We start from the raw sequence: 24652 nt of genomic DNA on the forward strand, positions 1-24652 counted from the left end.
GGCCTAACCTCCTGTCTTCTTATTGGATTTCAAAAAAATAGAAAACAGCGGATCACCGCCATTTTCTGAATAGTGTAACTGTACTCTGCATAACTGTCATTATTTCTGAAAGTGCCGGAATCTGAGCTTCCTTTATTTGCTTATGGAAAGGTCGCTTGCAGCCGATACGTACTCTTCGATTTTGCCGTCTGCCGTCAAACGTTTCAAGGTTGTATTCACTTGATCCAGCAATTCTGTATTGCCTTTCTTCACTCCGATAACGTATCCGTCATCCTCTACCACTGGTTTGGCGTCAGTAATGACTAGGCCCTTCACATTCTTCACGAACGATTCGGCAACAGGCCCTTCCATAATAGAAGCATCTACACGGTTAGATTGCAGCTGCATAACAATCTCAGTCATTTTGGTCAGCGAGGTCAGCTTCGCCCCTTCAATTTCTTTGGCGATATCTTCCTGAATCGAACCTGTCTGAATGCCGATCTTGGTATTCTTCAGGGCATCCATAGTAGCAAATTTAGCTTTATCAGCTTCACGAACGACAACCGCTTGCTCTGCTTTAAAGTAAACATCGGAGAGGCCGACTGCTTCTGCACGTTTTGGTGTATAGCTCAGTCCGGAGATAACAATATCCACTCTTCCGCTCGATAGCTCATTCAGCAGGGAATCAAATGGAAGATCCCTGATAACCAGCTCAGCACCCATATCAGCAGCGATGTCCTTGGCAATCTCGATGTCAAAGCCTACGATCGTATCCTTGCCATCTATCATTTTATGGAATTCGTAGGGCGGAAATTCTGCGCTGGTTCCCAGCGTCAGTGTTTTGGCTGCAGTTTCACTGCCCGCGTTGCCATTCGATGCCGCATTTTTATTATCTTCATTGTTATTGGTACCACAGCCGGTCATAAGTCCTACCGCCAGCAGCATGCCTAAAGAAAGTTTACCCCATTTTTTCATCTGTATATCTCCCCTATCCTGTTTTGGTACTCTAAGTTGTGCCTTTGACCGATTTATTATAAATCACTCCGCATGAATATGCAAAGACAAATTTGTGACAAAGCCCGTTAAATCAAGGTTAGAAGAATATGGTGTAAGCTTGCATTACATTCCATCATTTTGCACATGCCCTGATATGAAGTATATACTATTTACTATCTCCAGCTACTTCCTGGAATAAACGGAATTGGTTCACAATGACCTCTGGAGTGGTAATAACATGCAAACTGAGTGAAAAGGATGCCCGCGAGGTCAGTTTGTTCAAGTGGTTTCAATGATGAGAATGCTCACAAACATAAGCTTATGCTTTCGATGTTTGTTCGAAGTGTTGCAATGATGTGAATGCTCACAAACATTTAGGAGGTGCAGGCCATGCTGCTGGAAGCGATGTACCATGTTCCCCGTGACAAGTGGGCTTATGCCTACGATACAAAAACTATACATCTGCGTGTTCGCACCAAACGTGACGATGTGGACTGTGTAGCAGCCCTTACAGGTGATAAATATGATTGGGATCATACCTTTTATGAAATCATGATGGAAAAAGCCGCTTCCGACGACAGATTCGATTATTGGGAGGCTGCGGTCCGGCCTAAATATAAACGGCTCAGTTATACTTTTCGCGTCAGCAAAGGACAGGAAAATGTATATTTGCTTGATAACGGCATCCGTTCGGAATGCCCTCAGCCGCCTAACCACTTCTACGAGTTTCCCTATATACATCAAATTGATCTGTTCAAGGTTCCCAACTGGGCCAAGGATGCGGTGTTTTATCAAATTATGACCGAACGTTTCGCCAATGGCGACCCTACCAATGATCCTGAAGGAACCGAAGCCTGGGGCGGAACTCCGAAGCTGGATAATTTTTTTGGCGGAGACTTGCAGGGAGTGCTGGATCATCTTGATGATCTGCATGAACTGGGTATCAATGCTGTATATTTCACTCCGCTGTTCCTCTCCCCCTCCAACCATAAATATGACATCGTGGACTATAAAAAAGTCGACCCCCATTTCGGAGATAATGAGCTGCTGAAACATGTAGTCGAGGAATGCCACCGAAGAGGAATACGGGTGATGCTGGACGCCGTCTTCAATCATTGCAGCGACAAGTTCCCGCCTTTTCAGGACGTGCTGGAGAAGGGTGAATATTCGGTTTATAAAGATTGGTTCCATATCAACTCCTTCCCGGCTGTGGTGGCTGACGGTATTCCTACGTATGACACTTTCGGCTTTTTTGGCAATATGCCCAAGTTCAACACAGCAAACTACGAGGTCAGAGCCTACCTGCTGGAAGTCGCCGAATATTGGATTAAGGAGATCAAAGTAGACGGGTGGCGGCTGGACGTTGCCAATGAGGTGGATCATCATTTCTGGCGCGACTTCCGCAAAGTGGTGAAATCCGCCAACCCGGAGGCCTATATCGTTGGTGAGGTGTGGAGTGACTCCCTTACATGGCTGCTGGGCGATCAGTTCGACTCGGTGATGAACTACCCGTTCTCAGGTACGGTGCTGGAATTCTTTAATGGCGGTATGGATGGCATCACCTTCGGACAACGGATCGGCGCTCTGTTAATGAGATATCCGCAGCAGACAAACGAGGTGGTCTTCAATTTGCTCGGCAGCCATGACACTCCCCGTTTGCTGACGGTGGTCGGAGAAGATAAACGGCGCCTCAAGCTGGCGGTTGTTTTCCTCTTCACCTTTATGGGGACACCTTGTATTTATTACGGGGATGAGATCGGCCTGACCGGCTCCGAAGATCCCGACTGCCGTAAATGCATGGAGTGGGATGAAAAGAAGCAGGACCGCGAGCTGTATGATTTTTACCGGATGATGATCTTCCTGCGCAAAGGGCACAAAGCCCTTCGAGAAGGCAGATTCCGCATTCTGGTAGCCTGTGAAAATGACCCCTGCATCGTGTATGAACGTGCGGATGAGATCATTCATTTCACGGTCTGGATGAACAATTCCGCGGAGCCTCGCACGCTTAGACATCCGATGGAAACCGATGACTGGCAGGATGCGCTTACCGGCGAACCGGTTGCCCCGAAGGAGGGGATTATGCATATCTCGCTTGATCCTTATGGTTACCGGATTCTGTGCCGTAATTTAAGCTGAAGGCAACAAGATTGTGTGCCTATTAAAACCAGTCAAACACGATAAAGTGTCTGACTGGTTTTTTTATGCTATATCCTCTCGAATATCCTTATAAAACTCAAAAAAGACACTCCTAAAGTCTTAACGACCTGTAGGAATGCCTCTTTGTGCTTTAATTATTGTATAATTTTGTTGTAGATGTCGATATACTGCTGCGCGGAAACGTTCCAGCTGTAGTCACCGGCAAAAGCGTTTTTCGTGACTTTTTTCCAGTCTTCCGGCTTGCGGTAGAACGATACAGCCCGGCGCAGTGTATGCATCATGTCATGTGCGTTGTAATCCTTAAATGTGAAGCCGTTGCCCTCGCCTGTTTCCTCGTTATAGGCATGAACGGTATCATTAAGCCCGCCTGTCTCACGGACTACAGGAATACTTCCATAACGCAGCGCCAGCAGTTGGCTGATTCCGCAAGGCTCGAACTTTGATGGCATCAGGAACAGATCGCTGGCCGCATATATTTTGCGCGACAAAGCGTCATTGAACAGAATCTGCGAAGACAGCTTGGTCGGGTACCGCCATGCCGCTTCACGGAACCAGCGTTCATAGGATTCGTCCCCTGTGCCAAGCAGTACAAATTGAATATCATCGTAATACAGCAGCTCATCCAGCACGCGTGTCAGGAGATCAAGACCCTTGGAATCAACCAGCCGCGTAACCATTGCGACCATCGGAATATACGGGGCTACGGGCAACCCTAACTCCTGCTGCAGGCCCAGCTTATTCTCAGCCTTCTTCGCCAGATTTGAACGGTAACGTGTAAAGATTTGCGGATCGCTGTTGGGATTGTAGCTCTTAGTATCAATGCCGTTAACAATCCCGCTGAGACTGTCCGCCCGGGAAGAGAGCAAGCCATCCAGACCATATCCATAATAGGCCGTACGGATTTCTTCCGCATAAGTCGGACTGACCGTAGTCACATGATCACTATGGACGATCCCGCCCTTCATATAGTTCACGTTGCCGTAATACTCTACACCGCTGAAGTAGCTGTCATCCAGGCCAAGCAGCTCACCCAGCACGGAATAAGGAAACACGCCTTGGTATAGCAGATTGTGAATGGTAAAGACAGTGCGCATCTCGCTGTAGAACGGATCATGCCGGTAATGGCCCTGAAGCAGCATCGGAATGACTGCAGCGTGCCAATCATGGCAATGCAGCACATCCGGCTGAAAATTAATGGCCGGCAGGCATTCCAGAACCGCCCGGTTGTAGAATGCAAACCGTTCACCATCATCCAGATATCCATAAATGCCGTCACGGCCAAAATAATATTCATTGTCGATAAAATAGACCGGAATACCATCGTAAATAATCTGTTCGATGCCGCAATACTGATTGCGCCAGCCTACAGGAACATCCACTACGGCTACATGCTCCATTTGCGAAGTGAACTTCTCCGGAATTCCCCGGTATTTTGGCAAAATCACCCGTACATCCACTCCTGCGCCCTTTAGCGCCTTGGGCAGAGCTCCAATGACATCAGCCAAACCACCTGTCTTAACAAAAGGATGGGCTTCGGCTGCAGCAAATAAAACTTTCATTCAGATTCCCCCTTAAATGTACGAATTCCACTATTTCAAGCTTGTTTGACCACCTTGCGGCCGGATTTCTTGAGCACCAGAAATCCAAGTGCCGGAATGGTCAGCTCTATGCTGTTCAACTGATTATGCCATTCTTTCTTGCTGCTCTTCATGGGCTCATTGCTGGCACCCGAGCCGCCAAACTGAATACCCTCAGAGCTGAATATCTCTTCATAAGTTCCCGGGCGGGGTACGCCAATCCGGTACTGACGCCGTTCCACCGGCTGAAAATTGATAATTACAAGCAAGGTATCTACGGGTCTCTTACCTCTGCGGATATAGGACACAATACTTTGGCCATTATCATCGGCATCAATCCACTGATAGCCTTCCATATCATGATCAAGCTCCCACAATGCTTTTTCCGCCAAATACAGCTTGTTCAGCGCAGCGGTATAGGCCAGCATTCCGCGGTGGCTTTCATAATCCAGCAGCAGCCAATCGAGCTGCTCCTGATCCTTCCACTCGATAAATTGTCCGAATTCTCCACCCATGAACAGCAGCTTTTTGCCGGGATGGGTAATCTGGTAGCCCAGCAGCAACCGGAGACCGGCAAATTTCTGTTCATAAGAGCCTGGCATCTTGTCCAGCAGTGATTTCTTGCCGTGCACCACTTCATCATGAGAGAGCGGCAGCGTGTAATTCTCGGCATAGGCATAACAAATTGGGAAGGTCAACAAATTATGATGATAGGGCCGTGCCCCGAAATCATGTTCTATGTAGCCCAGTGTGTCATTCATCCAGCCCATATTCCATTTGTAGTTGAAACCGAGTCCCCCTTGATGAGCTGGAGAAGTAACGCCAGGCCAGGCGCTGGATTCCTCCGCCATCATCAATGCTTTCGGATAATACTGAAAGATTGCTTTATTCAACTGCTGTATGAAACGGATGGCTTCAAGATTCTCAAGACCACCGTTTTGATTGCGTCTGAACTGATGGCCCTGCTTCTCAAAATCGAGCCGCAGCATGCTTGTAACCGCATCAACTCTCATGCCATCTATATGATACTGCTCGAACCAGAATAAGGCATTTGAAATCAGAAAGGAGGAAATTTCCGGCTTGCTGAAATCAAAGGAAAGCGTTCCCCAGCCCGGCTTCTCGGCCAGCATAGGATCCGCATACTCATACAGCGTTGAACCGTCAAACATTCTCAGGCCATGTGCATCCTTCGCAAAATGGGCCGGAACCCAGTCAAGAATGACTCCAATGCCTGCCTGATGCAGCTGATCAATTAAATACATTAGCTCATGCGGCTCTCCGTAACGGCTCGTTGCGGCAAAATATCCGGTTCCCTGATAACCCCAGGATAAATCATAAGGATGTTCAGCCAGCGGCATAAACTCTACATGGGTATAACTCATCTCCAGCAGATAAGGGATCAGCAGATCACTCATTTCCCGGTACGTATAAAATTCTCCGTCTTCCTTCTGACGCCAGGTGCCGAAATGCATTTCGTAAATGTTCATTGGCCCGTTGTACGGGGCCTTCGTCCGCCGCCGCCAGGCAGCATCTCCCCAGCTGTAGCCGTTAAGATCCGCCACCACTGATGCCGTCGCCGGACGCACTTCAGCCTTGAATGCATAAGGATCAGCTTTAAGGAAGCTGTCGCCATTCGCTGCGACGATCCTGTATTTGTAAAAAGTTCCCGGCTCTATTCCCGGAAAAAAACGACTCCAAAATCCTGAATCGGGTATCTTATATAACGAGTCCACGTCCTGCGTTCCATCCCAGCCGTTATGATTACCAGCCAGTCCTACATATGTCGCATGAGGAGCCCACACGGTAAAGCGTACGCCGGTCATTCCTTCTTCAGCGGCAATGTGCGCGCCCAGCATCGTATAGCTGCGATAATTCGTGCCCTCATGGAACAGGTAAATATCTTCAAATGACGGGAGGTTTTCTGCTTCTTGTATGTCAGGCAAATCATCACCACCTTATTATATAGGATGCACCTATAACATTACCCGAATGTTGGGCGTTTGAAAATGATTTTACAAGCAAAATAAGCTTTCACAGAATAAAGAAAATATTCATGTAATTTTTCTTGCGGTAACGCTATATATTTCACCTATGTCGTTTCAAGCGCTTGTGGAGAGTTTATATTACAAGCATTGACAAAAAAATGGGAGGGATAACAAATGAGTAAAAAAGAATGTATCGCCATGCTCCTGGCGGGTGGTGAAGGCCGCAGATTGGCCCCCCTGACCAGCACGATGGCAAAGCCTGCAGTCCCTTTCGGAGGACAGTATAGAATCATTGACTTTCCCCTCAGCAATTGTGTGAATTCCAATATCGACACTGTAGGCGTACTGACGCAGTACGAAGCTAATTCCTTGCATCAACATATTGGTGAAGGGGAGCCCTGGGGGCTTCACAGCACAACTAATCAGGGTGTCAGACTGCTTCCTTCGGGAGTTGAAGGCCGTGAAAGTTATTCTGGAACAGCCGATGCCATTTATAAGAACATTGAGTTTATTGACAATCAAAATCCTGAGCATGTACTGATCCTCTCGGCAGATCATATTTACCATATGGACTATCGAAAAATGCTGGATTACCATATCGGCAAATCCGCCAAAGCCACCATCTCGGTAATGGAAGTGCCTTGGGATGAAGCAAGCCGCTTTGGTGTGATGAACGTAAATGAGGAACTCCAAATTTCTGAATTTGCCGAAAAACCAAAAGTCCCTAAAAGCAACCTCGCTTCGATGGGGATTTATCTATTCGAGTGGAAATACCTGAAAGAACATCTTCTCCGTGATGCCGCAAATCAGGCTTCCAGCCATGACTTCGGCAAAGATGTGATCCCGACGATGCTGGAGGCTAATGATGAATTGTTTGCCTTCCGTTTTGAAGGCTACTGGAGAGATGTAGGTACAGTGGGCAGCCTCTGGGAAGCGCATATGGATCTTCTGCAAGCCGATAACGGCTTCAAGCTCGACAACTCGAAGTGGCCAATGTATAGCCGGGCCCGCCGGACCAAACCCGCTGCAGTTAAACCACGTATGCAGTTGCAGATCAAAACAGCAGATTGCCTCGTAAATGAAACTTGCCTGCTGGAAGGCAGCCTGCAGCGCTCTGTAGTGTTCGGCGGCGTGGAGATCGGCAAAATGACCATGATTAAACAAAGCGTTATTATGCCGGGTGCACGTATTGGCCGGGGCGTAGTGATTGAAAATGCAATTATCGGTGAAGGAGCTGTTATCAAAGACGGCGCTGTAATTAAGGGCAGTGTGGACAACATTGTCGTTGTCGGTCCTAATGAGATTGTGGCCGCCAAACCTGTCATTCGTACTCAGCCTTCCCGTCTACTGCAGGAAGTGTACGAAAAAACCGGACGTCTGCGGGCTGAAGGACTTCCTTCCTAAGTTATCAGCATCCCGTCAGTCTCCAACCTATACAAGAAAAAGCAGCATTCTCTGATAACCGGAGCTGCTGCTTTTTTCTTGCAATATTTACTTCCTGTCGCTTTACACTCATAAAGAGCCTGTTACAGTAATTCGGGTCCGTTTTCACCCTCTGCTGCAACTGGAGGCTGTTCCTCGGTCAGCGGCAAAATAACAGTAACCTGCGTTCCTTTGCCCAGCTCACTATCCAATTCCAGCTTTCCGTGATGAAGCTCCACAATTTGCTGGGAAATGGCAAGCCCCAGTCCGGTTCCTCCGTTCAGCGCGTCGACCTGGAAGAAACGATCGCGGACTCTGGAGAGGTGGGCTTCACTGATGCCAATTCCGCTGTCCCTGACAATGACAGCCATCTCCTCCTTGGAGAGACGGTGGGTGGACAGGACAATGCTAGAATCTTCAGGGGAGAACTTCACCGCGTTGTCCACCAAATTCAGGAATACCTGTTTCAGCCGGTTGGCGTCTCCTTTGATATAGATCGTCCCTTCACATTCCAGCAGTAGATGTATACGTTTCTTCTCCGCTTTGGCCCATACATTCAGTATCGTCTCCTGAAGCACCACTTTGATATCGATAAGAGCGATGGATAGCTTCATCTCATTCTGCTGCAGCTTGGAGAAGTCGAGGATTTCCTCCACCAGCCCGATCAGCCGGTCGCTTTCCTTGGATATAATCCCCATGCCCAGCTTGGTTTCCTCCGGATCGTAGCCACCTGAAATCAGTGTTTCACTCCAGCCCTTGATGCTGGTCAGCGGCGTCCGCAACTCATGGGAAATCGAGGAAATGAAATCATCCTTAATCTGATTGCTGCGGATAATTTCATCTGCCATATAGTTGAGTGTGGTTGCCAAATCACCAATCTCATATTTGTAGTCACCTTTGATCCGGGTCGTAAATCTGCCTTTGGCCATCTGCGCCGATACTGCCGTAATATTATTGAGCGGCTTTACGATGGAATTGGCGAGACCGAAGCTGAAGAGCATAACAATAGCCATTACTGCTCCACCGATACCGATGGATACCAAGGTAAGATTCAGCAAATCTGAGTTGATTCTCTCCATGGACGTAAGGTATCTTACAATAAAAGAATCGCGGCCGTTAATGTGCAGCATTTTGGATACCGCCATAACGCTCTCATTCGTCCCTGCTTGTCTGCCTACCCAGCGTCCGATGCTTCCGCCAACCGCTTCTGATACATCACTGGTAGTAATCGTACGGTCAGGCTGAAATGGCGTAGATCCGGTAAGGATATCACCGTTAAGGGTCAGTATTTCCAATTCCGTATTATCCATATCGAAGTATTCAAGCAGCTTCTGAAAATGAACGGGCGAACCCTCGTTGGAAAATGTGAATTTATAGAAGTTTTCCGATATTCCGATCTGGGTCGTAATTTTATTATAAACACTATCGTAATAATACGTCCGGATGGCCAGCAGAAAAATAACCTCAACGAGGAGGAGCGCCACGAAGACTACAAGAATATAGTGCAGTACAATCTGTCTGCGCATCCCCTTCTTGATCATTGTCCTTGACCCTTCCATTTATAGCCGTGTCCCCATACGGTCTGTAGGTATTCGGGTTCTGAGGGATTATTCTCAATCTTTTGGCGCAGCCGGCGGATATTTACATCAACAATTTTCGGATCGCCCATGTACTCCTTGCCCCAGACATGATCCAAGAGCGAGTCGCGGCTGAGCGGCGTGTTTTCTTTTTCCAGGAAAAATTGTACCAATGAAAACTCGGTTGGCGTCAATTCGATGCCTTCCCCGCTGCGCTTAAACTGTTTGGAAATCAGATCGAGCGTAAACGGCCCCGAATGAAATGAGACCTTTGCAGACTGCTCCCGGTGAACATTGACACGGCGCAGCAGCGATTGTATACGGGCGATCAGCTCCGTAGGACTGAATGGTTTGCTGACATGGTCATCCGCACCGACTGAAAGGGCGTAAACCTTATCCTGCTCCTGGACTTTTGCCGTAAGAAAGATAATCCCGAGCCGTTCATTCGTTTCCCGGATGCGTCTGCACACCTCAAATCCGTCGATGCCGGGAACCATTACGTCCAGGAGTGCAATATCAATATCAGGAACCGTAGTCAGCTTGTGCAGTGCTTCATTGCCGTCAGCGGCTTCCAGCACCTCAAATCCGTTACGCTTGAGATTAATAACTATAAAACTGCGGATGGATTCTTCATCCTCCAGGATTAATACCTTACTCATCGATTCCCTTCCTTTCTATAGGCGAGGTGATTTTATTGTTGTCGCCCCCGCTTGTGTTCTGCTCAACTTCTCCCCGGTAGCCGATAAACTTATCAAGATCAAATCCTAATATTTTCCACCCGCTACTCTTTACGCGCTCCCATTCCGCCGGAGAAAAGAATGAGATTTCTGCTACCGTCTCACCGGTATTCGACAAAATAAACTTAAGTGATTTGTCCTGGACCGACTTGGTATCCACTGTAACATTCTCATGCCATTCCGGTAAAAGATCAATCCTGAAGCGGTCCGACGGATCACGGTATTGCAGCGCGGAAAAGGTTAAGCCGTTTTTGCCGTCCCATTTGTAATAAGAATTGAAATAGGGAATCGTCTCAGGATCAAAATATTCCCAGCCCTTCGGCGGCTCCAGCAATCCGATTTCGATAACGCCGTCGCCGTCGATATCCTCACTGACAATCTTTCTGTCCTTAAAGGTCCGGGCATCTCCGGGGATCACCACACGCAGCTTATTATTCTCCATCACTACCACCGTCGTATATGCTGAGCGTGAATCCACTGCCGAATCCAGAACTATACCTTCTTTATTCTCTGCCACTTTTCCTGAGACAATATTGTAATAATTACTGAAATAAGGATCCAGATCGTCAAGCTCATCCAAAACCTTAAAGCCGTCGTTGTACTGATAGGTAGTAATTGTGGCAAACTCATTGCGTTTAAAATATACAACCGTGATGTCTTCAATCCCATCCTCATTGAGGTCATCGACCATATATTTCGTGTAGGGCTGGGAGAGCACTTCCTCCAGCTCTCCGCCGGAATAGGAGTAGACCACCATCCCTTTCTCTACACCTCGTGAATAACCGGCAATGATATTCAGCTTGCCTTCACCGGTTACATCCCTTAAATCAACGGAATCCAACTCCGTTCCGCCACCGTCAAATACCAGCTTCTTCTCCCAGACATCGTCCCGCTTCTCCAGGATCATGCCGTGAATCAGTACGGCCTCGTTCTTCGTCGAATAGAAGACGAGTGTCTCCATCGTTCCGTCCTTGTCCAGATCCTCAGTGAAAATAGAGCTGTCATCGTCACTAACCGGACGGATCAGCGAAGCTCCGGCTGGCATGTGGGACGTGATCGCCGTCATCAGCGAAGCCTTATCGGCAGACAGCTCCGGCGCCTTCATCCGCAAAACAGGATCGCTGATGAAGGTGCAGCCCGACAGTATGGACAGAGAAAGAGATACCGCCGCCAGACGTCTCAGAACTCGATTATTCAACTTCATCACTCTTTCCTTGTTTCGTGGTGTAATGTTTACAGATGCAGGCGTTCTTGTGATGTCAGACGGCGGCCCTTTACATCATGTTTTATCCGGCCGTCTTCAAGAACCCACAGTCGTGTAGCATAACGTTCCGCCAGCTCTAGGGGCAACACCGTCACTACCGTCAGCCCTGTCTCTTTGCAGAGCTTGCGCAGGGTTTCCAGCACTCCCTCTGCTGTACGCGGATCAAGACCGGTAACCGGTTCATCTGCCAGAATCACCTTGGCTCCGTGAACCAGTGCCCGGGCAATCGCCACCCGCTGGCGTTCTCCGCCGCTTAGCTGGCTTGTCTTCATCTTGGCCTTATCCAGCAGACCCAATAAATCCAGCTCGTCCATCGCGCCCATGTAGTCGTCTGAACGGACCATTCCTGTCACCATCCGCCAGAGCGGTGTTTGTGAGGACTGGCCTATCAGCACGTTCTTAAGCGCAGTCCGGTTCGGATTGAGCTCTGCATTTTGTTCCAGATAAGCCCACTCCCGGCGGATCTTCCGTTTGCCGGTAAAGACATTTCCGAGAATATTGACTCCATCCACCCTGAAGTTCCCTCTGTCCCATTTCTCTTTCAGTGCAAGGCAGCGCAGCAGCGTTGACTTGCCGCTCCCGCTGGCTCCCAGCAGTACAACAAGCTCACCTGGTTCTAATTGAAAGCCAATGTCCTGCAGAACAGGCAATTTTTCTTCCCCGACTGCTTTGGCTAAATGTTCAACTGTGATCATAGTTCAGCCTCTCCCTGTCTTTGACTCTACTCATATAGTGTACTCTGAAAGCGTGATCGATTTCCATGCGAGCATCCGTTCTTATCTTACCTCAATTCAGCTGGCGTGGCGAGAATAATAACCCTGCCAAACCGAACAATATATAAAAAGCGCCCAGCAGGACAAAAACACCGCCTCCCCAGCCAAATTCTAGCAGCAGTCCGCCGATGCCAGGTCCCACAATGCTGCCGATACTAAAATGAAAGGAGGAAACCACATTTGCTGCGGGCAGCAAATTGCGCGGAAGAATATCTGCAGCGTAACTTAGACCCAGCGAGAAGAAAGAACCTACCAGACCGCCTGCCACCATCAGCACAACCAGTGTCAGCAGGAAATGATTACCGGACAGCGGCAGCAAGGTAAAGGCCAGACCGCCACTCACACCGGAAAAGATCAGAATCTTCTTTCGGCCGTAGCGGTCGCTCCATATCCCCAGCGGCAGTTGAAGCAGCAGACCGCCAATACCGGCGAATGGCAGCAGCGCAGCAATCTGATCCGTGCTGTAGCCGATGCGCAGTCCGTACACAGGGAAATTACTGTTCAGACTAGCTTCCATATAGCCGTAAAGAAGTGCAGGAATCAGGGCATACCAAGCGAGGCTGTAGCTTCTCCCGAAACGCCGCGCTTGTCCCTCCCCATGCTCCACTTTATCCGGGTGAGAATCCGGCAGCTTGATGAGGACTAGCAGCAGCACCAGCACAAAAAGCGCAGCAATAATCAAAAACGGTGCGGCCTGGCCATATCGCAGCAGGCTGATCCCAATCGGGCCGAGACTAAATCCGAGTCCGTAGGACATCCCATACAGCGAGAGATTGCGCCCCCGGTGCTCCGCAGGTGTCATGAGCAGCACCCATAGCTGCGCGGCATAGTTAATGGCTGAGTCTCCAATGCCCACAAACAGGCGCAAGACAAACCAGACCTTGATACCCGGCAGCAGCGGGAACAAGAGCAGCGCCACCAGCACAAGGCTGAGCCCGGCAGCGATCAGCTTCTTGAAGCCGATGGCGCCAAGAACCCGCTCGGCTGCCAGCGTCATCGCAAAAGTGCCTACATATAAAGCAGCGGCATTAAGTCCGTTTAGTGAGGAAGAAACCCCTTTTTGCTCCAGCAGAATGGAGAGTACCGGAAGCAGCAGCCCTTGGCTGAGCCCGGCAGCGATAATAACGGTAATCAGAATCATATAATTCCATTTGTTGTTCAGTTTGCTTGTTGCGGTGAGCCGGTCTGACACGGATGAATCCTCCTAAAAGTTTTGTGAGCATTTACTTCCTGAGTCGCTTCGAACAAAACTGGCTTCGAAAGCATACGCTTAGTTTTGTGAGCATTTGCTTCCTGAGTCGCACTGAACAAAACTGGCTTCGGAAGCTTAGGGCTATGTAATACAATAGTTAAGCAAACGGACGTGAAACGGCAAACACCGAACATTATAGTGGACAACCCTCTTCAAAACAAGAGATAATATATAGAAGTGACGGATTTCCCTGGGGGTGTATGCTTCATGAGCTATGAACTGAAAATTGATGTCTCGCCTGTATATGAACTGCTGGACAGTTTCATGATATATGTTACCGGTAAATGGATCTCTAATCTGGATATAGGTCCCGACTGGGTCCGTGATCTCGACGGCCGCATACCGCCGCAGCAGGTATCCGCTCTGAAGCAGGCTGCCGAATGGCCCTTTACTGACTATGATGTGCTGTATGCCTGGGCTTACAACCGCGGGCCAGGCTCCAAAGTGCTGCAGTTCCTGGACGAATTGGAGTCCTCCTCACTGGAGGAGCGCTTCGGGCGCTTGTCTCCCCTGTTCCCCGATTTTACGATTGAAGAATGTAAACGGATCAGGGACAGCTATGCTCCGCTTCTTCGCCTTTGGTATGATCAGTACTTCCGCCATGTGGAGCAGAAGATTCTGCCGCTGCTGATTGAGGACGCCTCGGAAAAGAAGCTGCTGGAGAGCAAAATGGACCCTGGAGCGCTGATTGAATACGCCTCAGGCGGAGTGGTAGTCGGTGACATCCCGGATTTGCAGACTATTGTGCTGCTGCCTACAGTGCACAACCGGCCGATTAATACGTATTGCTTCTATAATACCTTAATGATCATTCAGTACCCTGTAGATGTGCCTTCTGAAGACGAGGACGAGCCGCCTACCGTACTGCTGCGCCTGACCAAGGCGCTATCGGACCCGACGCGTCTAAGACTGCTGCGCTATGTGGCTAATGAGCCCAAGACCATATGGGACATGCAGTCCGATTTGAACCAGTCCAGTGAAATGCTTATGCATCATTTGCTTATCCTGCGGGTCGCCGGTCTCCTGCGCGTCCATCTGGGCAGTGAGGGAGAAGGCAATGAACGTTTCAGCATCCGCGCGGACGGCGCCTCAGATCTTCAGATGTTCCTGGAATCCTATATTCGTTTATAATAACAGTACCAAATAGAGACAGAGACAAGTGAATGCTTACGAAGCGAGTTTTGTACGAAGCCCTGCCCATAAGTATCTGCTAACAAAACTTTTAGGAGTGAGCGTTATGAAATATTCAACACAGCAAGTAATTTTCGATTTGGACGACACCCTGGTGCACTGCAACAAATATTTCGACCTCATTCTGGGGCAGTATTTCGAACTCATGTCCGACTGGTTCAGCGGCATTGGTCCTACTACGAGTGAAGTCCGCACCAAACAGGCCGAGATTGATGTAGAGACGGTAAGTACCAGCGGACTGGCCAGTGAAAACTTCCCCAAGTCCCTCATCGCAACCTACCACTATTTTTGCGCCAAATTCAACCGGTCAACCGATCCCTATCAGGAGCAGCAGCTGATGAAGCTTGGACTCAGTGTCTATGATCAGGAAATCGAAGCATATCCGGGCATGGTCGAGACGCTTGATTCATTGAAACAGGACGGTCATGATTTATATCTGTACACCGGCGGCGACGATACGATTCAACAGCGCAAGATTGAGCAGATGAAGCTGGATGTATATTTCAACGACCGGATCTTTATCCGCCAGCACAAAAATGTAGAATCACTGGAAAATATTCTGAGCACTTACCCGTTCGAGCGCCAGCGCACCTGGATGATCGGCAACTCTCTGCGCACCGATGTACTCCCTGCCGTTACCGCAGGCATCAACAGCATTTACCTGAAGCAGCAGAACGAATGGCTCTATAACCTGATCGAGCTTCAACGTGAAATGCAGCAATCTGTAGTAACCATTTCTTCCATTCACGAAGTAACCCCGGTTATCCGGACAGCGTCTCTGCGGCAAAATCACGGCTGACAAAAAGACAAGTCCTTGTTACAAATGACATAGGCAACCTCCTGGCAGTGTGATTATACTGTTTGAGAAGATTCTCATCTCATTGCAGGAGGTAGGAATGAACAAGAAGACGAACCCTAAGAACACTCCGGACAGCAGACGCTTACTCCCCATGCTGCTGGCTGTAGTTGTGGTTATCCTCCTTGGTGTGCTTGTCTATATCACGACGAGCAACAAAGACGATGAGGCCATAGTATTCGACAATCTGCCCAACTACACGGATGTAAAAGGCACCATCGTGGTTGACGGGCTGAAGTATGAGAAGCAGCCGCATCTCGGAAGTGAAGATGCCAAGGTCAAGGTCATTGAATTCGCCGATTTCAAATGCCCTGCCTGCAAGAAATGGACGGCAACTTATCTGGATACGTTCATTAAAGATTATGTAGACAGTGGCAAAGTGCAATTTTATTTCATGAACTTTGCATTTATTGACCGGGATTCTTATCTTGGCGCAAGTGCCGGCGAAGCCATCTATAAGCAGAGTAACGAGAAATTCTGGGAGTATCTTCATAAGTTATATGAGAATCAGGGTGACGAAAGCAAGATCTGGATTACCCAAAAGTTCATCCTAGACTTCGTGAAGGACAATATTGATGGCCTGGACTATGCTCAATTTGAGCAGGATGTCCAGAATCACACCTACATGTATGATGTGAAGGAAGACTTTAAGATTGCCGGCTCTTATGGAGTGAATGGCACACCTAAATTCATGGTGAACGGCGTTCTCCTGCCGAACTCTTCATATGAAACACTGGCCGCTGCCATCGAAGCCGAACTGGTCAAATAAGAAAGTAATGCATTTAAAAAGAGGATGTGCTCCGGCCGGAAATCATTAGGCCAGGGTGCATCCTCTTTGATTGCTCGTAAGATTTAAACTTTGCGTTTTATTCTACAGTCAGTTGACCTGTACTCACATCCGAGAGTACCAGCTTGCCCTCCTGCGGCGAGCCGTCCTCACCGGCAAGCTTCAGCTTGCCTGTTTTGCCTTTCTCAATCAACGCCTTGACCTGGGCATCACTAAGGGTGCGGCCGTGATTTTCCTTCCAGATGACAAATTTACAGCCTTCCTTGTAATGGGAACAGCCATACCCTTTGCGGCCCATAAAAATCGTTCCACCGCAGCCGGGCCGCGGACACTTCCCGATGATTTTTGGTCCGTCATCCCCTTTGGCCGCAGCCGCTTTTCCGGCAGCTTCCGCTCCTGACTCTCCAGGCGCTTTGCGGGGCTTCGCCTCAGCCGGTTTACCTGCCGGCTTGCGTGCCGCACCGGCGCCGCTTCGTCCTTTGGCTCCGCCTTTCAAGGATGGCGTCTCCCCTTCAAAGGAGGTTTTGGCTGCCCGGGACTGTACCCGGACTTTGTCCACAATCATCGAGGCGAAGCGTTTGACGTTCTCCATAAACTGCCCGTCCGCCGCCGTGCCTCTGGCGATTTCATTCAACCGCCGCTCCCACTGGCCGGTCATTTCCGGTGACGTCAGCAGTTCGACGCCTGCACCACGAATAAGCTCAATGGCAGTCCTGCCCTTTTGCGTGATGGCGATTTTTTTGCCCTGCATTTCCACATAACCCACGTTCTTAAGCCGTTCAATCGTCGCCGCGCGGGTAGCTGGTGTGCCAAGGCCGGAGTCCTTCATCGCGTCGCGCAGCTCCTCATCCTCGATCTGCTTGCCCGCACTTTCCATCGCTTTCAGCAGCGTGCCCTCCGTGTAGTGCTTAGGCGGCTGGGTGTCCTTCTCTTTGACGATCGCATTACTGCACAGCACCTCATCGGCAGGAACCACTGAGAACGGTTCATTCACTTCAATTTCTTCTTCCTCTTCCTCTTCCTTGCCTTTGCCCTTGGACGGCTTGGCCTTGTCCTTCTTCTGATCGCCGTAAATCACTTTCCAGCCGAGGGACAGCAGCTCCTTGACCGTAGTTTTGAAATTTTCGTTCTCCACCTCGGTAAGTACGGTATGAACCTTATATTCAGCAGCCGGATAAAATTGCGAGAGGAAGCGGCGCACAATCAAGTCGTACAGCTTGGCCTCATCCGTGCTAAGTCCCGATGCTTTGCGGTTAGTCGGCAGAATGGCATGGTGATCTTCAACCTTCGAGGGATTGCAGATAAACTTATTGCCTTTATGGACCAGATTCCGGTTGGCGCCTTTGACCCATTCGTCGTACGATGTTCCTTGCAGGGCGGAAAGCGTCTTGTGCATCTCCGGGATGTTCTGCTCGGTCACATAGTTGGAGTTGGTCCGGGGATAGGAGATCACCTTATGCTTTTCATATAATGCCTGAGCAATATCGAGCGTTTTTTTGGCGGAAAAAGCATGCTTACCGTTCGCCTCGCGCTGCAGCAGCGTCAAATCATATAACTTATTCGGATACTCTTTCGTCTCTTTGACCTCATAAGAAGCTATCCTGCCCGGCTTGCCCTTGACCTTGGCGGCCAAGGCTTCAGCTTTGGCTCCATCCGTCAGGCGTTCCCCTTGCCACATCCCTTTGTAGGTCATCTCGTTCTGAGCGAAATGTCCCTCCACTTCAAAAAACTTAAGCGATGAAAAAGCTTCTATCGTCTTCTGGCGGTCATAGATCAGCGCAAGTACTGGAGTCTGCACCCGCCCGACAGACAGCAGCACATTATGTTTGGTCGTAAACGCCCGGGAGCCGTTCATGCCAATCAGCCAATCCGCTTCACTGCGTGCTCTGGCGGCTTTGGTCAGGTTTTCGTACTCTGAACCGTCCCGCAGCTCCTGGAACCCTTTACGGATCGTCTCCGGAGTCAAATCGGAAATCCACAGCCGTTTCACCGGCTGATTCAGCTTCAGATGCCGCTGTATCAGCGAAAAAATATGCTGTCCCTCCCGCCCGGCGTCGCAGGAATTGACCAATAGGTCGCTGCGTTTGGCCAGTTCACCAATAACTTTCAGCTGGTCAATGGTACGCGCATTGGGTACCAGCTTGAACTGCTCGGGGATGATCGGCAAATCATTGATATTCCATTTTTTATATTTGTCGTCATAGGCTTCAGGCTCGGCCAACCCGATAAGATGTCCAATCGCCCATGTGATGATGTACTGCTCCCCTTCCAGATAGGAACGGTAATTTTTGGCCTTTGGTTCTATTGCGGCGGCGATATTCCGCCCCATATCCGGTTTCTCCGCAATAATAAGTGTCTTCAAAAAGTATCGCTCCTTAACCTTCATTGTTCCAAAATACGTCCAGTAGTCTATTATACCATTATGTTTAACGTATTACCTGCTATTAATCAGTATAAGTTGAGCACCAAATACAGGTGCTCATGGATTCTACCAGGCTTTTTTATCATTAAATATAAAGAGCAGCTCCAGCTTCCTTTGCAACTCCAGTTGACGGTGATGGAACCGGATGTGAATGAGAAATCCCCCGCCAGTATCACTGACGGGGTTTCATTTTATTTTTGCAGGTCTTTTAATACTGCCCCAAGGTCGGCGGTATACTTGGTCAACCTTAAGCTTATCTCTGTACGCATAACATCACGGGTTAGTCCAAAGCGTTCCTGGTACCCCCGGCAAAAGATTTTATAATATACCAAAAATTCCTCCTGTTCATCCGCCATCATCCTGATATTCCGCTGCTTCAGCTCTTTTTGTAACTGATAGGTATCCTGAATAATCCTGCGCTGAATGGCTTGCCCGGCCATTAAATAGGCGCGTTTAAGAATGTTGCCTGAATGTTCGATCTCCTTCAGGCTTTTGCTAACCATAGTATCTATGTAAGGGAGCAATATGAGGTCACGAACCATTGTCCGTTCATCGACTGTTATCATTTTTCTTACCTCATCATCTTGCTTCTGCTCATACTGCTCCACGTGTTCGGTCATTAACATTTTGGTTTTCCATCTCTCATTCCCGTTTAATTTACTCATTTATAATGTCCTCCAATCTGTTCGGCCCGTTCCAGGGCAACTCCAGATTCGAGCAACGAGGAAGCACGTATGAGCGCTCGGCTACCGTACCGGGTTTTGATTTGATCAATTGCCCATTCTCTGTTGTATGTGCGGATACGGTCATCAAATAAGGTAAGCTGCATGACACTGTCATCGGTCAAATGCGATATAGATATCGCTAAACGGCTTAAAGGCATACCGGTCCAATTATCAACGAATAAGCGATATGCCGCTGCTGCCACCTCATGAGTTAAAGACGATGGCTCCGGCAGTGTCATTTGTCGGCTGTATGAGTTTGATTTATCACCATCGGTTTCTGATACCGCTATAGACACCGTTGCCCCCATATACCGGTATCTCCGCGCTCGTTGGCACACCTCAATCACCAATTCAAGCAAAACAACCTCGATTTCAGGTAGCCGGGTATACAAATTCCAGCGTAGAGCCTTACCGTGTCCTACTGATTTGATTTGATGGCGTATGCCGGTAACTACTGGACTGGGATCTATGCCACGGGCAGTCTGCCAGTAATACTCCGCCTGAATATCGCTTTGCTTGCCCATGGTCGTACGCATTCTCCGCTTAAACTCACCTAACTCCATACGGGCAATATCTCCAATTGTGGTAATACCCATGCGGTAAAAATTTTTGCTCATTCGACCAGCCACCATAAACATTTCATGCACTGGCAACGGCCAGAGCTCTTTATCTAAATTGTCGTAATCAAGCCTGAAAATTCCGCCGTCCTTCTTCTTGGCAAAGTTGTTTGCCATCTTAGCAAGTATTTTTGTCGGTCCGATCCCCACTCTGGTCCAAACACCAGTTGATAACATGACATGCTGCTGAATGGAGTGAATTACCTCCTGCAAATCTCCTCCAAAAAAGCTCAATGAGCCTGTCACATCCAAAAATTGCTCGTCGATACTGAAGGCTTCAACAAGGTCGGTATAACCGTGATATATTTCTGAAATCAGCAGAGAGACCTTTATATACGTACTCATCCGTGGCCGGATGACCACGAGATCCCGGCATTTAGTCATTGCTTCACCCACGCGTGACGCGGTGGTTACACCATAGGCTTTGGCGATGGGGCATGCTGCCAATACAATGCCATCCTGGTTGGATCTCCGACTGCGACAGGCTTATCTTTGTATTCAGGGTGAGCAGCCTTTTCGACGCTTGCGTAAAACGCTTGGCAATCTGAAAGTAAAATGATTCGGTCCTTAGGCATATCGCTGCTCCCGTACTGAATGCCACGCGAGGATATTAGAGAGCAGAAAGACTCGTGGCGCACGGACTGATAAACAATTAGCGATCTCTCCCAGTTTGTCCAGGTATATGATTTCGATGATTTGGCCGATACTCATTTTCATGATTGATCGCCTCCGATAAAATAAGAACATTCGTTTGTATTATAACCAAACATATGTTCTTTAAACAATCATGAGTATATTCCACAATTGGAATGTTTATGTATAATTGATGAACATAATCTTTATATACCAAATATAAGAATTTTTGTTTAGACTAAAGCATCTCTTATCTACTATGATATGGTTCATTCATATTAAGAGAGGGGAAACAATTTTGAAAAAGAAGCTTGGTCTATTATTTATGTTTTTCGTAATTTTATTTTCATCTTTTAATTTCTCAATTAATACATCACTAGCAGAAGAGCGTTATTCAGAGAATCTTATTCCTGTAATGACATCTTCAACTCCTCAATCAGGGAGCGTAAAGTCTAGTGAACAATGGGATGGTGGAACTTCTAATTGGAAAGCTTTTGATGGAATTTTGCACTACTCTACAGCTGCAGGCGTTTATACCGCTTGGGGAACTACCAAAACCACTGGATGGTTATCATATGAATTTCCAAATCCAAGAACAATATCAAAATATGTAATAGGATATGGTGGATTCGTTGGAACTTCAGAATTTGGATCACAACCTAAAAATTGGACCTTTGAGGGATCTAATGATGGTGTCAATTGGGTAATACTAGACAGTCAAAACAATGTCACTACCTGGGTTAAAAACACACCTAAATCTTATAGGTTTGAAAATAATACAGCTTATAAATTCTATCGTATCAATATATCTGCAAATAATGGCTCTACGAATAATTCAGTAAATTTAACAATTCACGAACTTCAAATGATGGAAAAAATAATTGAAGTTCCTAATTCTCCGACCAATCTCGCTGCTACCGCTGGTAATGCAAAAGTTGATCTTGCATGGACTTCAGTATCAGGCGCTACTTCTTACACTGTAAAACGTTCCTTGGTTTCTGGAGGTCCCTACATCTCAATAGCTACTAATGTTACAGATATAACTTATGTTGATAATACAGTTGTTAATGGAACGACCTATTATTATGTAGTAGCAGCCTTAAAAGCAGACAGTGAGAGCGCGAATTCGAATGAAGCATCAGCCACCCCTCAAAAGATTACTAAGCCTGATCCAGAACCCTCAGGAGATCGAGCTATTCTTGCTGTCACTTTAACAAATGGCTCTGAGAAAGAATATGACCTTTCATTTGAAGAAGTTACGGCCTTCCTGAACTGGTATGATGCAAAGGATGCTGGAACGGGACCGGCCAAATATGCAATTAATAAACACGACAACAACAAAGGCCCATTCACCAGCCGAAAGGATTACGTGATATTTGATAAAATTTTGACCTTTCAAGTAAGTGAGTACACAGCAGCAGAATAAACAAAACAAGCCCGTTAGGCAAAGTGGTCAAGCCCCTGTTTTATAGACACTGAAAAAAGACCCTAGGCTATAAGCTGCTTCCGGTACTCTACCGGAGGCAGCTTATTTAGTCTTCGTTGCGGTCGATGTTGGTTGTAAAATTGAATATAGGCTTCAATTCGCCTTTGTACCTCGTCCAAATTTCGGATGTCATAAGGGTAGAGCCCTTCCGTTTTGAGATGCGAGAAGAAGCTCTCCATGGAGGCATTGTCATAACAATTTCCTCGGCGAGACATGCTGATTTGGGCGCCAACCTTTGGCAGCATGTCGTGGTATGCATGAGACGTGTATTGGAATCCCTCGTCTCTGTGAAAGATCAGTCCGGTCACGTCTTTTGTCTTGTGAAAGGCTTTCTCAAAGGTCAGTAGAACCAGTGGATTGTCATTTCTCTGACTCATGTGGTAGGCTACAATTTTATTGTTAAACAAGTCTTTCACCGCAGAAAGGACCTTCTTATGATTCATCCAAACTCCATGATCCTGCAGCAAGAACAACTGGATCTGTCGGTATGCTCGTAAACCTTCTTCACGTTACATACCGATCTGCTTCATCTCCTGCATCCAGATTTCCAAGCACTTTTTTAGCATCTCGTTCTTCCGCTTCAGCCTTTGGATCTGCCTATCCTGATTCACATATTCCTCACGCGTTCCCCGTCCATGCATCAGTCCAAACTCGCCAAGTTCCCGATACTTCCGCATCCAAATGTTAAACTTCTCCATGATTCTGCGATAGGTCCATCCTTCTTTAACGTGTAGGCGTATAGCTTCAAGCTTCGTCTCATATGAATACGTTGTTAACTTCTGTCCCTTTTTCAAGAGGTTTATTCCAATGTCTATCTAAGGGGTACACTTCAAGTGCCTAGCGGGTTATTTTATGTATGCTCTAAATTCAAATCTTTCCAAGATGGCCGCAATAAGTCGCGTCAGATTCGTCATATCAGCATCTTTTGGTAAAAGTGTTTTTTTATTGCCCCGCTAGTATCTAGGTTTGTATGATCAAGAAAAGTATAACTTAAATGTATTTTATCATCAGGAATTAAGTCCAATCTATCATTGCGGATTCACAATATAATAACGTATAACCTTGAAATGGAGTGATGATAAATGGCGACAATTATAAGTTATGGTTCACAGGCAAAAATCCCGTTAAACCCGCTCACTATTGCTACAACAGTTGCGGGGATTCCTGGAGCTGGAGCGGGTCTAGCCACAGCGCAAGTAAATATTAGTCCGGCTAACCCTGCCTCTTTCTCCAGTAGAGTCGAGTTAAATGGTAGTTTTAGTCTTACTGCACTTGCTAATAGTCAATTTTTTGTTATAATTCGGCGTGCTGGAGTTGATATTTATAGATCCTTTTTCCGTTTTACTACAACTACTGATATTCAATTAAATGTTCTGTGGGTTGATGGTCCTTACCTTGGAATCCACAACTATGAATTGGTAATTCAAAATGATAGTAACTTGCCTATAAATCTATTTGGACCCATAGCATTCACAGCAACTGCTATTGGAGGAGACGGCGTAATTTAAGTTATAGAACTAGATTTGGGTCTAGTCAGATAACAAACGCGAAATCTTTTGATGCTCAAAATCAAAATTAGCGGTTGCAAATTGAAACGGAGAAAAAACGTGGATTTAAATATACGAAGAATTAAAAAATGAAAAAAAGCCCTGCGACCATTACGGCCGACAGGGCTTTTACCGGTGCTTTCGGACTGCACGCTTCGGCGCTTCCGATATATGTCGCAGTCTTTTTTTCGCAGATTACGCATGGCCTGCTTTCCGAAGAAGAAGTCCATTCCTTTACCTGTGTCATGGCTGTGTCTCACCTTCCTAAGCCTCCAGAATGGTTAATCAGGATCACGTCCTCCGGTCCGTATCTGGCTGCAACCTCGACTGCCACAATACCTGATGTCTCGCCACCGCTATAGCAGACGATGTGCTTCAAGTCTGTTTCCTCCCTGGGACTAGACAGCCCCTAAATGTGCAACCTCATTCGCTCAGTCTGCGTAAAATTGATAAAGGAGTTGGTAAAAATGGTGGTCTTCGCTATTCTTTTCATGTTGCTTGCGATACTGAATATTTTCTTTCCGGCAATGGGCTGGTACATACGTTATGGATGGATGATAAAGGGTGACTCCGAACCCAGTGACGCATATCTCATGATGAGTAGAATAAGCAGTGTTATCGTACTTATTGTTTTTCTCATATTCTTTTTGCCTATAATTTTTAGTTAGG

Annotated in this window: 21 protein-coding genes and 1 pseudogene; 9 read left to right on the plus strand and 13 right to left on the minus strand. The window is 47.6% G+C overall.

From position 1 onward, the window contains the following. Positions 1-132: 132 nt before the first annotated feature. Entirely contained in the window at positions 133-954 is an 822-nt protein-coding gene (locus tag H70357_RS19230) for a transporter substrate-binding domain-containing protein (RefSeq protein ID WP_038592848.1), read from the minus strand. Between the two features lie 411 nt (positions 955-1365). On the opposite strand from H70357_RS19230, the gene H70357_RS19235 reads away from it, so the two are divergent. Continuing rightward, complete coding sequence (locus tag H70357_RS19235; RefSeq protein ID WP_038592851.1) at positions 1366-3111, plus strand: alpha-glycosidase; 1746 nt, start codon at positions 1366-1368, stop codon at positions 3109-3111. Positions 3112-3266: 155 nt separating this feature from the next. On the opposite strand, the gene glgA is transcribed toward H70357_RS19235, so the two are convergent. Together glgA and glgB are read right to left on the minus strand one after the other, a co-directional pair. Beyond that, complete coding sequence (glgA, locus tag H70357_RS19240; protein ID WP_038592854.1) at positions 3267-4691, minus strand: glycogen synthase GlgA; 1425 nt, start codon at positions 4689-4691, stop codon at positions 3267-3269. 35 nt (positions 4692-4726) lie between these two features. Further along, positions 4727-6565 carry a 1,4-alpha-glucan branching protein GlgB gene (glgB, locus tag H70357_RS19245; protein WP_231578491.1) on the minus strand — a complete coding sequence of 613 codons (1839 nt, stop codon included), beginning with the start codon at positions 6563-6565 and terminating at the stop codon, positions 4727-4729. 303 nt (positions 6566-6868) lie between these two features. On the opposite strand from glgB, the gene H70357_RS19250 reads away from it, so the two are divergent. Beyond that, the gene (locus H70357_RS19250) at positions 6869-8098 is read left to right on the plus strand and encodes a glucose-1-phosphate adenylyltransferase (protein WP_038592860.1); all 1230 of its coding nucleotides are present in this window, start codon (positions 6869-6871) and stop codon (positions 8096-8098) included. Between the two features lie 122 nt (positions 8099-8220). Here H70357_RS19250 and H70357_RS19255 read toward each other — a convergent pair whose 3' ends face one another. From H70357_RS19255 to H70357_RS19275, 5 genes are all read right to left on the minus strand, one after another. After that, a complete protein-coding gene (locus H70357_RS19255; protein WP_038592863.1) occupies positions 8221-9657 on the minus strand; it encodes a sensor histidine kinase in 1437 nt (478 codons plus the stop codon). Further along, entirely contained in the window at positions 9654-10352 is a 699-nt protein-coding gene (locus H70357_RS19260) for a response regulator transcription factor (RefSeq protein WP_038592865.1), read from the minus strand. The genes H70357_RS19255 and H70357_RS19260 overlap by 4 nt, the downstream gene beginning before the upstream one ends. Then, positions 10345-11628, minus strand: a complete 1284-nt coding sequence (locus H70357_RS19265) for a hypothetical protein (RefSeq protein WP_156130893.1) — start codon at positions 11626-11628, stop codon at positions 10345-10347. Before H70357_RS19265 ends, H70357_RS19260 begins: the two co-directional genes overlap by 8 nt. A 35-nt stretch (positions 11629-11663) precedes the next feature. After that, entirely contained in the window at positions 11664-12389 is a 726-nt protein-coding gene (locus tag H70357_RS19270) for a phosphonate ABC transporter ATP-binding protein (RefSeq protein WP_038592869.1), read from the minus strand. Between the two features lie 91 nt (positions 12390-12480). Continuing rightward, on the minus strand, positions 12481-13659 hold the full coding sequence (locus tag H70357_RS19275; protein WP_156130894.1) for an MFS transporter: 1179 nt from the start codon (positions 13657-13659) through the stop codon (positions 12481-12483). Between the two features lie 267 nt (positions 13660-13926). Between H70357_RS19275 and H70357_RS19280 the strand changes: the two genes are divergently transcribed. From H70357_RS19280 to H70357_RS19290, 3 genes are all read left to right on the plus strand, one after another. Then, complete coding sequence (locus H70357_RS19280; protein ID WP_038592871.1) at positions 13927-14850, plus strand: ArsR/SmtB family transcription factor; 924 nt, start codon at positions 13927-13929, stop codon at positions 14848-14850. Between the two features lie 106 nt (positions 14851-14956). Continuing rightward, on the plus strand, positions 14957-15709 hold the full coding sequence (locus H70357_RS19285) for an HAD family hydrolase (protein ID WP_038592873.1): 753 nt from the start codon (positions 14957-14959) through the stop codon (positions 15707-15709). A 97-nt stretch (positions 15710-15806) separates the two neighbouring features. After that, positions 15807-16535, plus strand: a complete 729-nt coding sequence (locus H70357_RS19290; protein ID WP_038592876.1) for a DsbA family protein — start codon at positions 15807-15809, stop codon at positions 16533-16535. Positions 16536-16632: 97 nt separating this feature from the next. On the opposite strand, the gene H70357_RS19295 is transcribed toward H70357_RS19290, so the two are convergent. The 3 genes and pseudogenes from H70357_RS19295 to H70357_RS19305 all read right to left on the minus strand — a co-directional run bounded on the left by H70357_RS19295 (position 16633) and on the right by H70357_RS19305 (position 20892). Next, positions 16633-18915, minus strand: a complete 2283-nt coding sequence (locus H70357_RS19295) for a type IA DNA topoisomerase (protein WP_038592879.1) — start codon at positions 18913-18915, stop codon at positions 16633-16635. A gap of 251 nt (positions 18916-19166) precedes the next feature. Further along, on the minus strand, positions 19167-19640 hold the full coding sequence (locus tag H70357_RS19300; RefSeq protein WP_038592882.1) for a YhjD family protein: 474 nt from the start codon (positions 19638-19640) through the stop codon (positions 19167-19169). Next, positions 19637-20892 (minus strand): annotated as a pseudogene (locus H70357_RS19305) (DNA polymerase IV). The gene H70357_RS19300 and the pseudogene H70357_RS19305 overlap by 4 nt, the downstream one beginning before the upstream one ends. A 356-nt stretch (positions 20893-21248) precedes the next feature. Here H70357_RS19305 and H70357_RS36335 point away from each other — a divergent pair. Beyond that, positions 21249-22376, plus strand: coding sequence for a fibronectin type III domain-containing protein (locus H70357_RS36335; protein ID WP_052092132.1), 1128 nt, complete (start codon positions 21249-21251; stop codon positions 22374-22376). A 62-nt stretch (positions 22377-22438) separates the two neighbouring features. Here H70357_RS36335 and H70357_RS19315 read toward each other — a convergent pair whose 3' ends face one another. Together H70357_RS19315 and H70357_RS35935 are read right to left on the minus strand one after the other, a co-directional pair. After that, a complete protein-coding gene (locus H70357_RS19315) occupies positions 22439-22879 on the minus strand; it encodes an IS3 family transposase (RefSeq protein ID WP_156130895.1) in 441 nt (146 codons plus the stop codon). 66 nt (positions 22880-22945) lie between these two features. Beyond that, the gene (locus tag H70357_RS35935; RefSeq protein ID WP_156130896.1) at positions 22946-23113 is read right to left on the minus strand and encodes a hypothetical protein; all 168 of its coding nucleotides are present in this window, start codon (positions 23111-23113) and stop codon (positions 22946-22948) included. A 405-nt stretch (positions 23114-23518) separates the two neighbouring features. Here H70357_RS35935 and H70357_RS19325 point away from each other — a divergent pair, with 405 nt between their 5' ends. From H70357_RS19325 to H70357_RS36965, 3 genes are all read left to right on the plus strand, one after another. After that, entirely contained in the window at positions 23519-23944 is a 426-nt protein-coding gene (locus tag H70357_RS19325; protein ID WP_038592888.1) for a hypothetical protein, read from the plus strand. A 128-nt stretch (positions 23945-24072) separates the two neighbouring features. Beyond that, positions 24073-24345, plus strand: a complete 273-nt coding sequence (locus tag H70357_RS19330) for a hypothetical protein (protein WP_038592890.1) — start codon at positions 24073-24075, stop codon at positions 24343-24345. A 105-nt stretch (positions 24346-24450) separates the two neighbouring features. Continuing rightward, a complete protein-coding gene (locus H70357_RS36965) occupies positions 24451-24651 on the plus strand; it encodes a DUF6199 family natural product biosynthesis protein (protein ID WP_038592891.1) in 201 nt (66 codons plus the stop codon). Position 24652 lies beyond the last annotated feature (1 nt).

It is taken from the genome of Paenibacillus sp. FSL H7-0357 (genome assembly GCF_000758525.1).
In the GTDB taxonomy this organism is placed as follows: Bacteria; Bacillota; Bacilli; order Paenibacillales; family Paenibacillaceae; genus Paenibacillus_AQ.

Coding starts and splice junctions, on each gene's coding strand:
- H70357_RS19250 (WP_038592860.1), top strand. CDS start 6,869: ATGAGTAAAAAAGAATGTATCGCCATGCTCCTGGCGGGTGGTGAAGGC.
- H70357_RS19290 (WP_038592876.1), top strand. CDS start 15,807: ATGAACAAGAAGACGAACCCTAAGAACACTCCGGACAGCAGACGCTTA.
- H70357_RS19280 (WP_038592871.1), top strand. CDS start 13,927: ATGAGCTATGAACTGAAAATTGATGTCTCGCCTGTATATGAACTGCTG.
- H70357_RS19260 (WP_038592865.1), bottom strand. CDS start 10,352: ATGAGTAAGGTATTAATCCTGGAGGATGAAGAATCCATCCGCAGTTTT.
- H70357_RS19270 (WP_038592869.1), bottom strand. CDS start 12,389: ATGATCACAGTTGAACATTTAGCCAAAGCAGTCGGGGAAGAAAAATTG.
- H70357_RS19300 (WP_038592882.1), bottom strand. CDS start 19,640: ATGAGTAAATTAAACGGGAATGAGAGATGGAAAACCAAAATGTTAATG.
- glgB (WP_231578491.1), bottom strand. CDS start 6,565: ATGCTGGGCGCGCACATTGCCGCTGAAGAAGGAATGACCGGCGTACGC.
- H70357_RS19315 (WP_156130895.1), bottom strand. CDS start 22,879: ATGAATCATAAGAAGGTCCTTTCTGCGGTGAAAGACTTGTTTAACAAT.
- H70357_RS19235 (WP_038592851.1), top strand. CDS start 1,366: ATGCTGCTGGAAGCGATGTACCATGTTCCCCGTGACAAGTGGGCTTAT.
- H70357_RS19325 (WP_038592888.1), top strand. CDS start 23,519: ATGGCGACAATTATAAGTTATGGTTCACAGGCAAAAATCCCGTTAAAC.
- H70357_RS19285 (WP_038592873.1), top strand. CDS start 14,957: ATGAAATATTCAACACAGCAAGTAATTTTCGATTTGGACGACACCCTG.
- glgA (WP_038592854.1), bottom strand. CDS start 4,691: ATGAAAGTTTTATTTGCTGCAGCCGAAGCCCATCCTTTTGTTAAGACA.
- H70357_RS36965 (WP_038592891.1), top strand. CDS start 24,451: ATGGTGGTCTTCGCTATTCTTTTCATGTTGCTTGCGATACTGAATATT.
- H70357_RS19330 (WP_038592890.1), top strand. CDS start 24,073: ATGAAAAAAAGCCCTGCGACCATTACGGCCGACAGGGCTTTTACCGGT.
- H70357_RS35935 (WP_156130896.1), bottom strand. CDS start 23,113: ATGCGGAAGTATCGGGAACTTGGCGAGTTTGGACTGATGCATGGACGG.
- H70357_RS19255 (WP_038592863.1), bottom strand. CDS start 9,657: ATGATCAAGAAGGGGATGCGCAGACAGATTGTACTGCACTATATTCTT.
- H70357_RS19230 (WP_038592848.1), bottom strand. CDS start 954: ATGAAAAAATGGGGTAAACTTTCTTTAGGCATGCTGCTGGCGGTAGGA.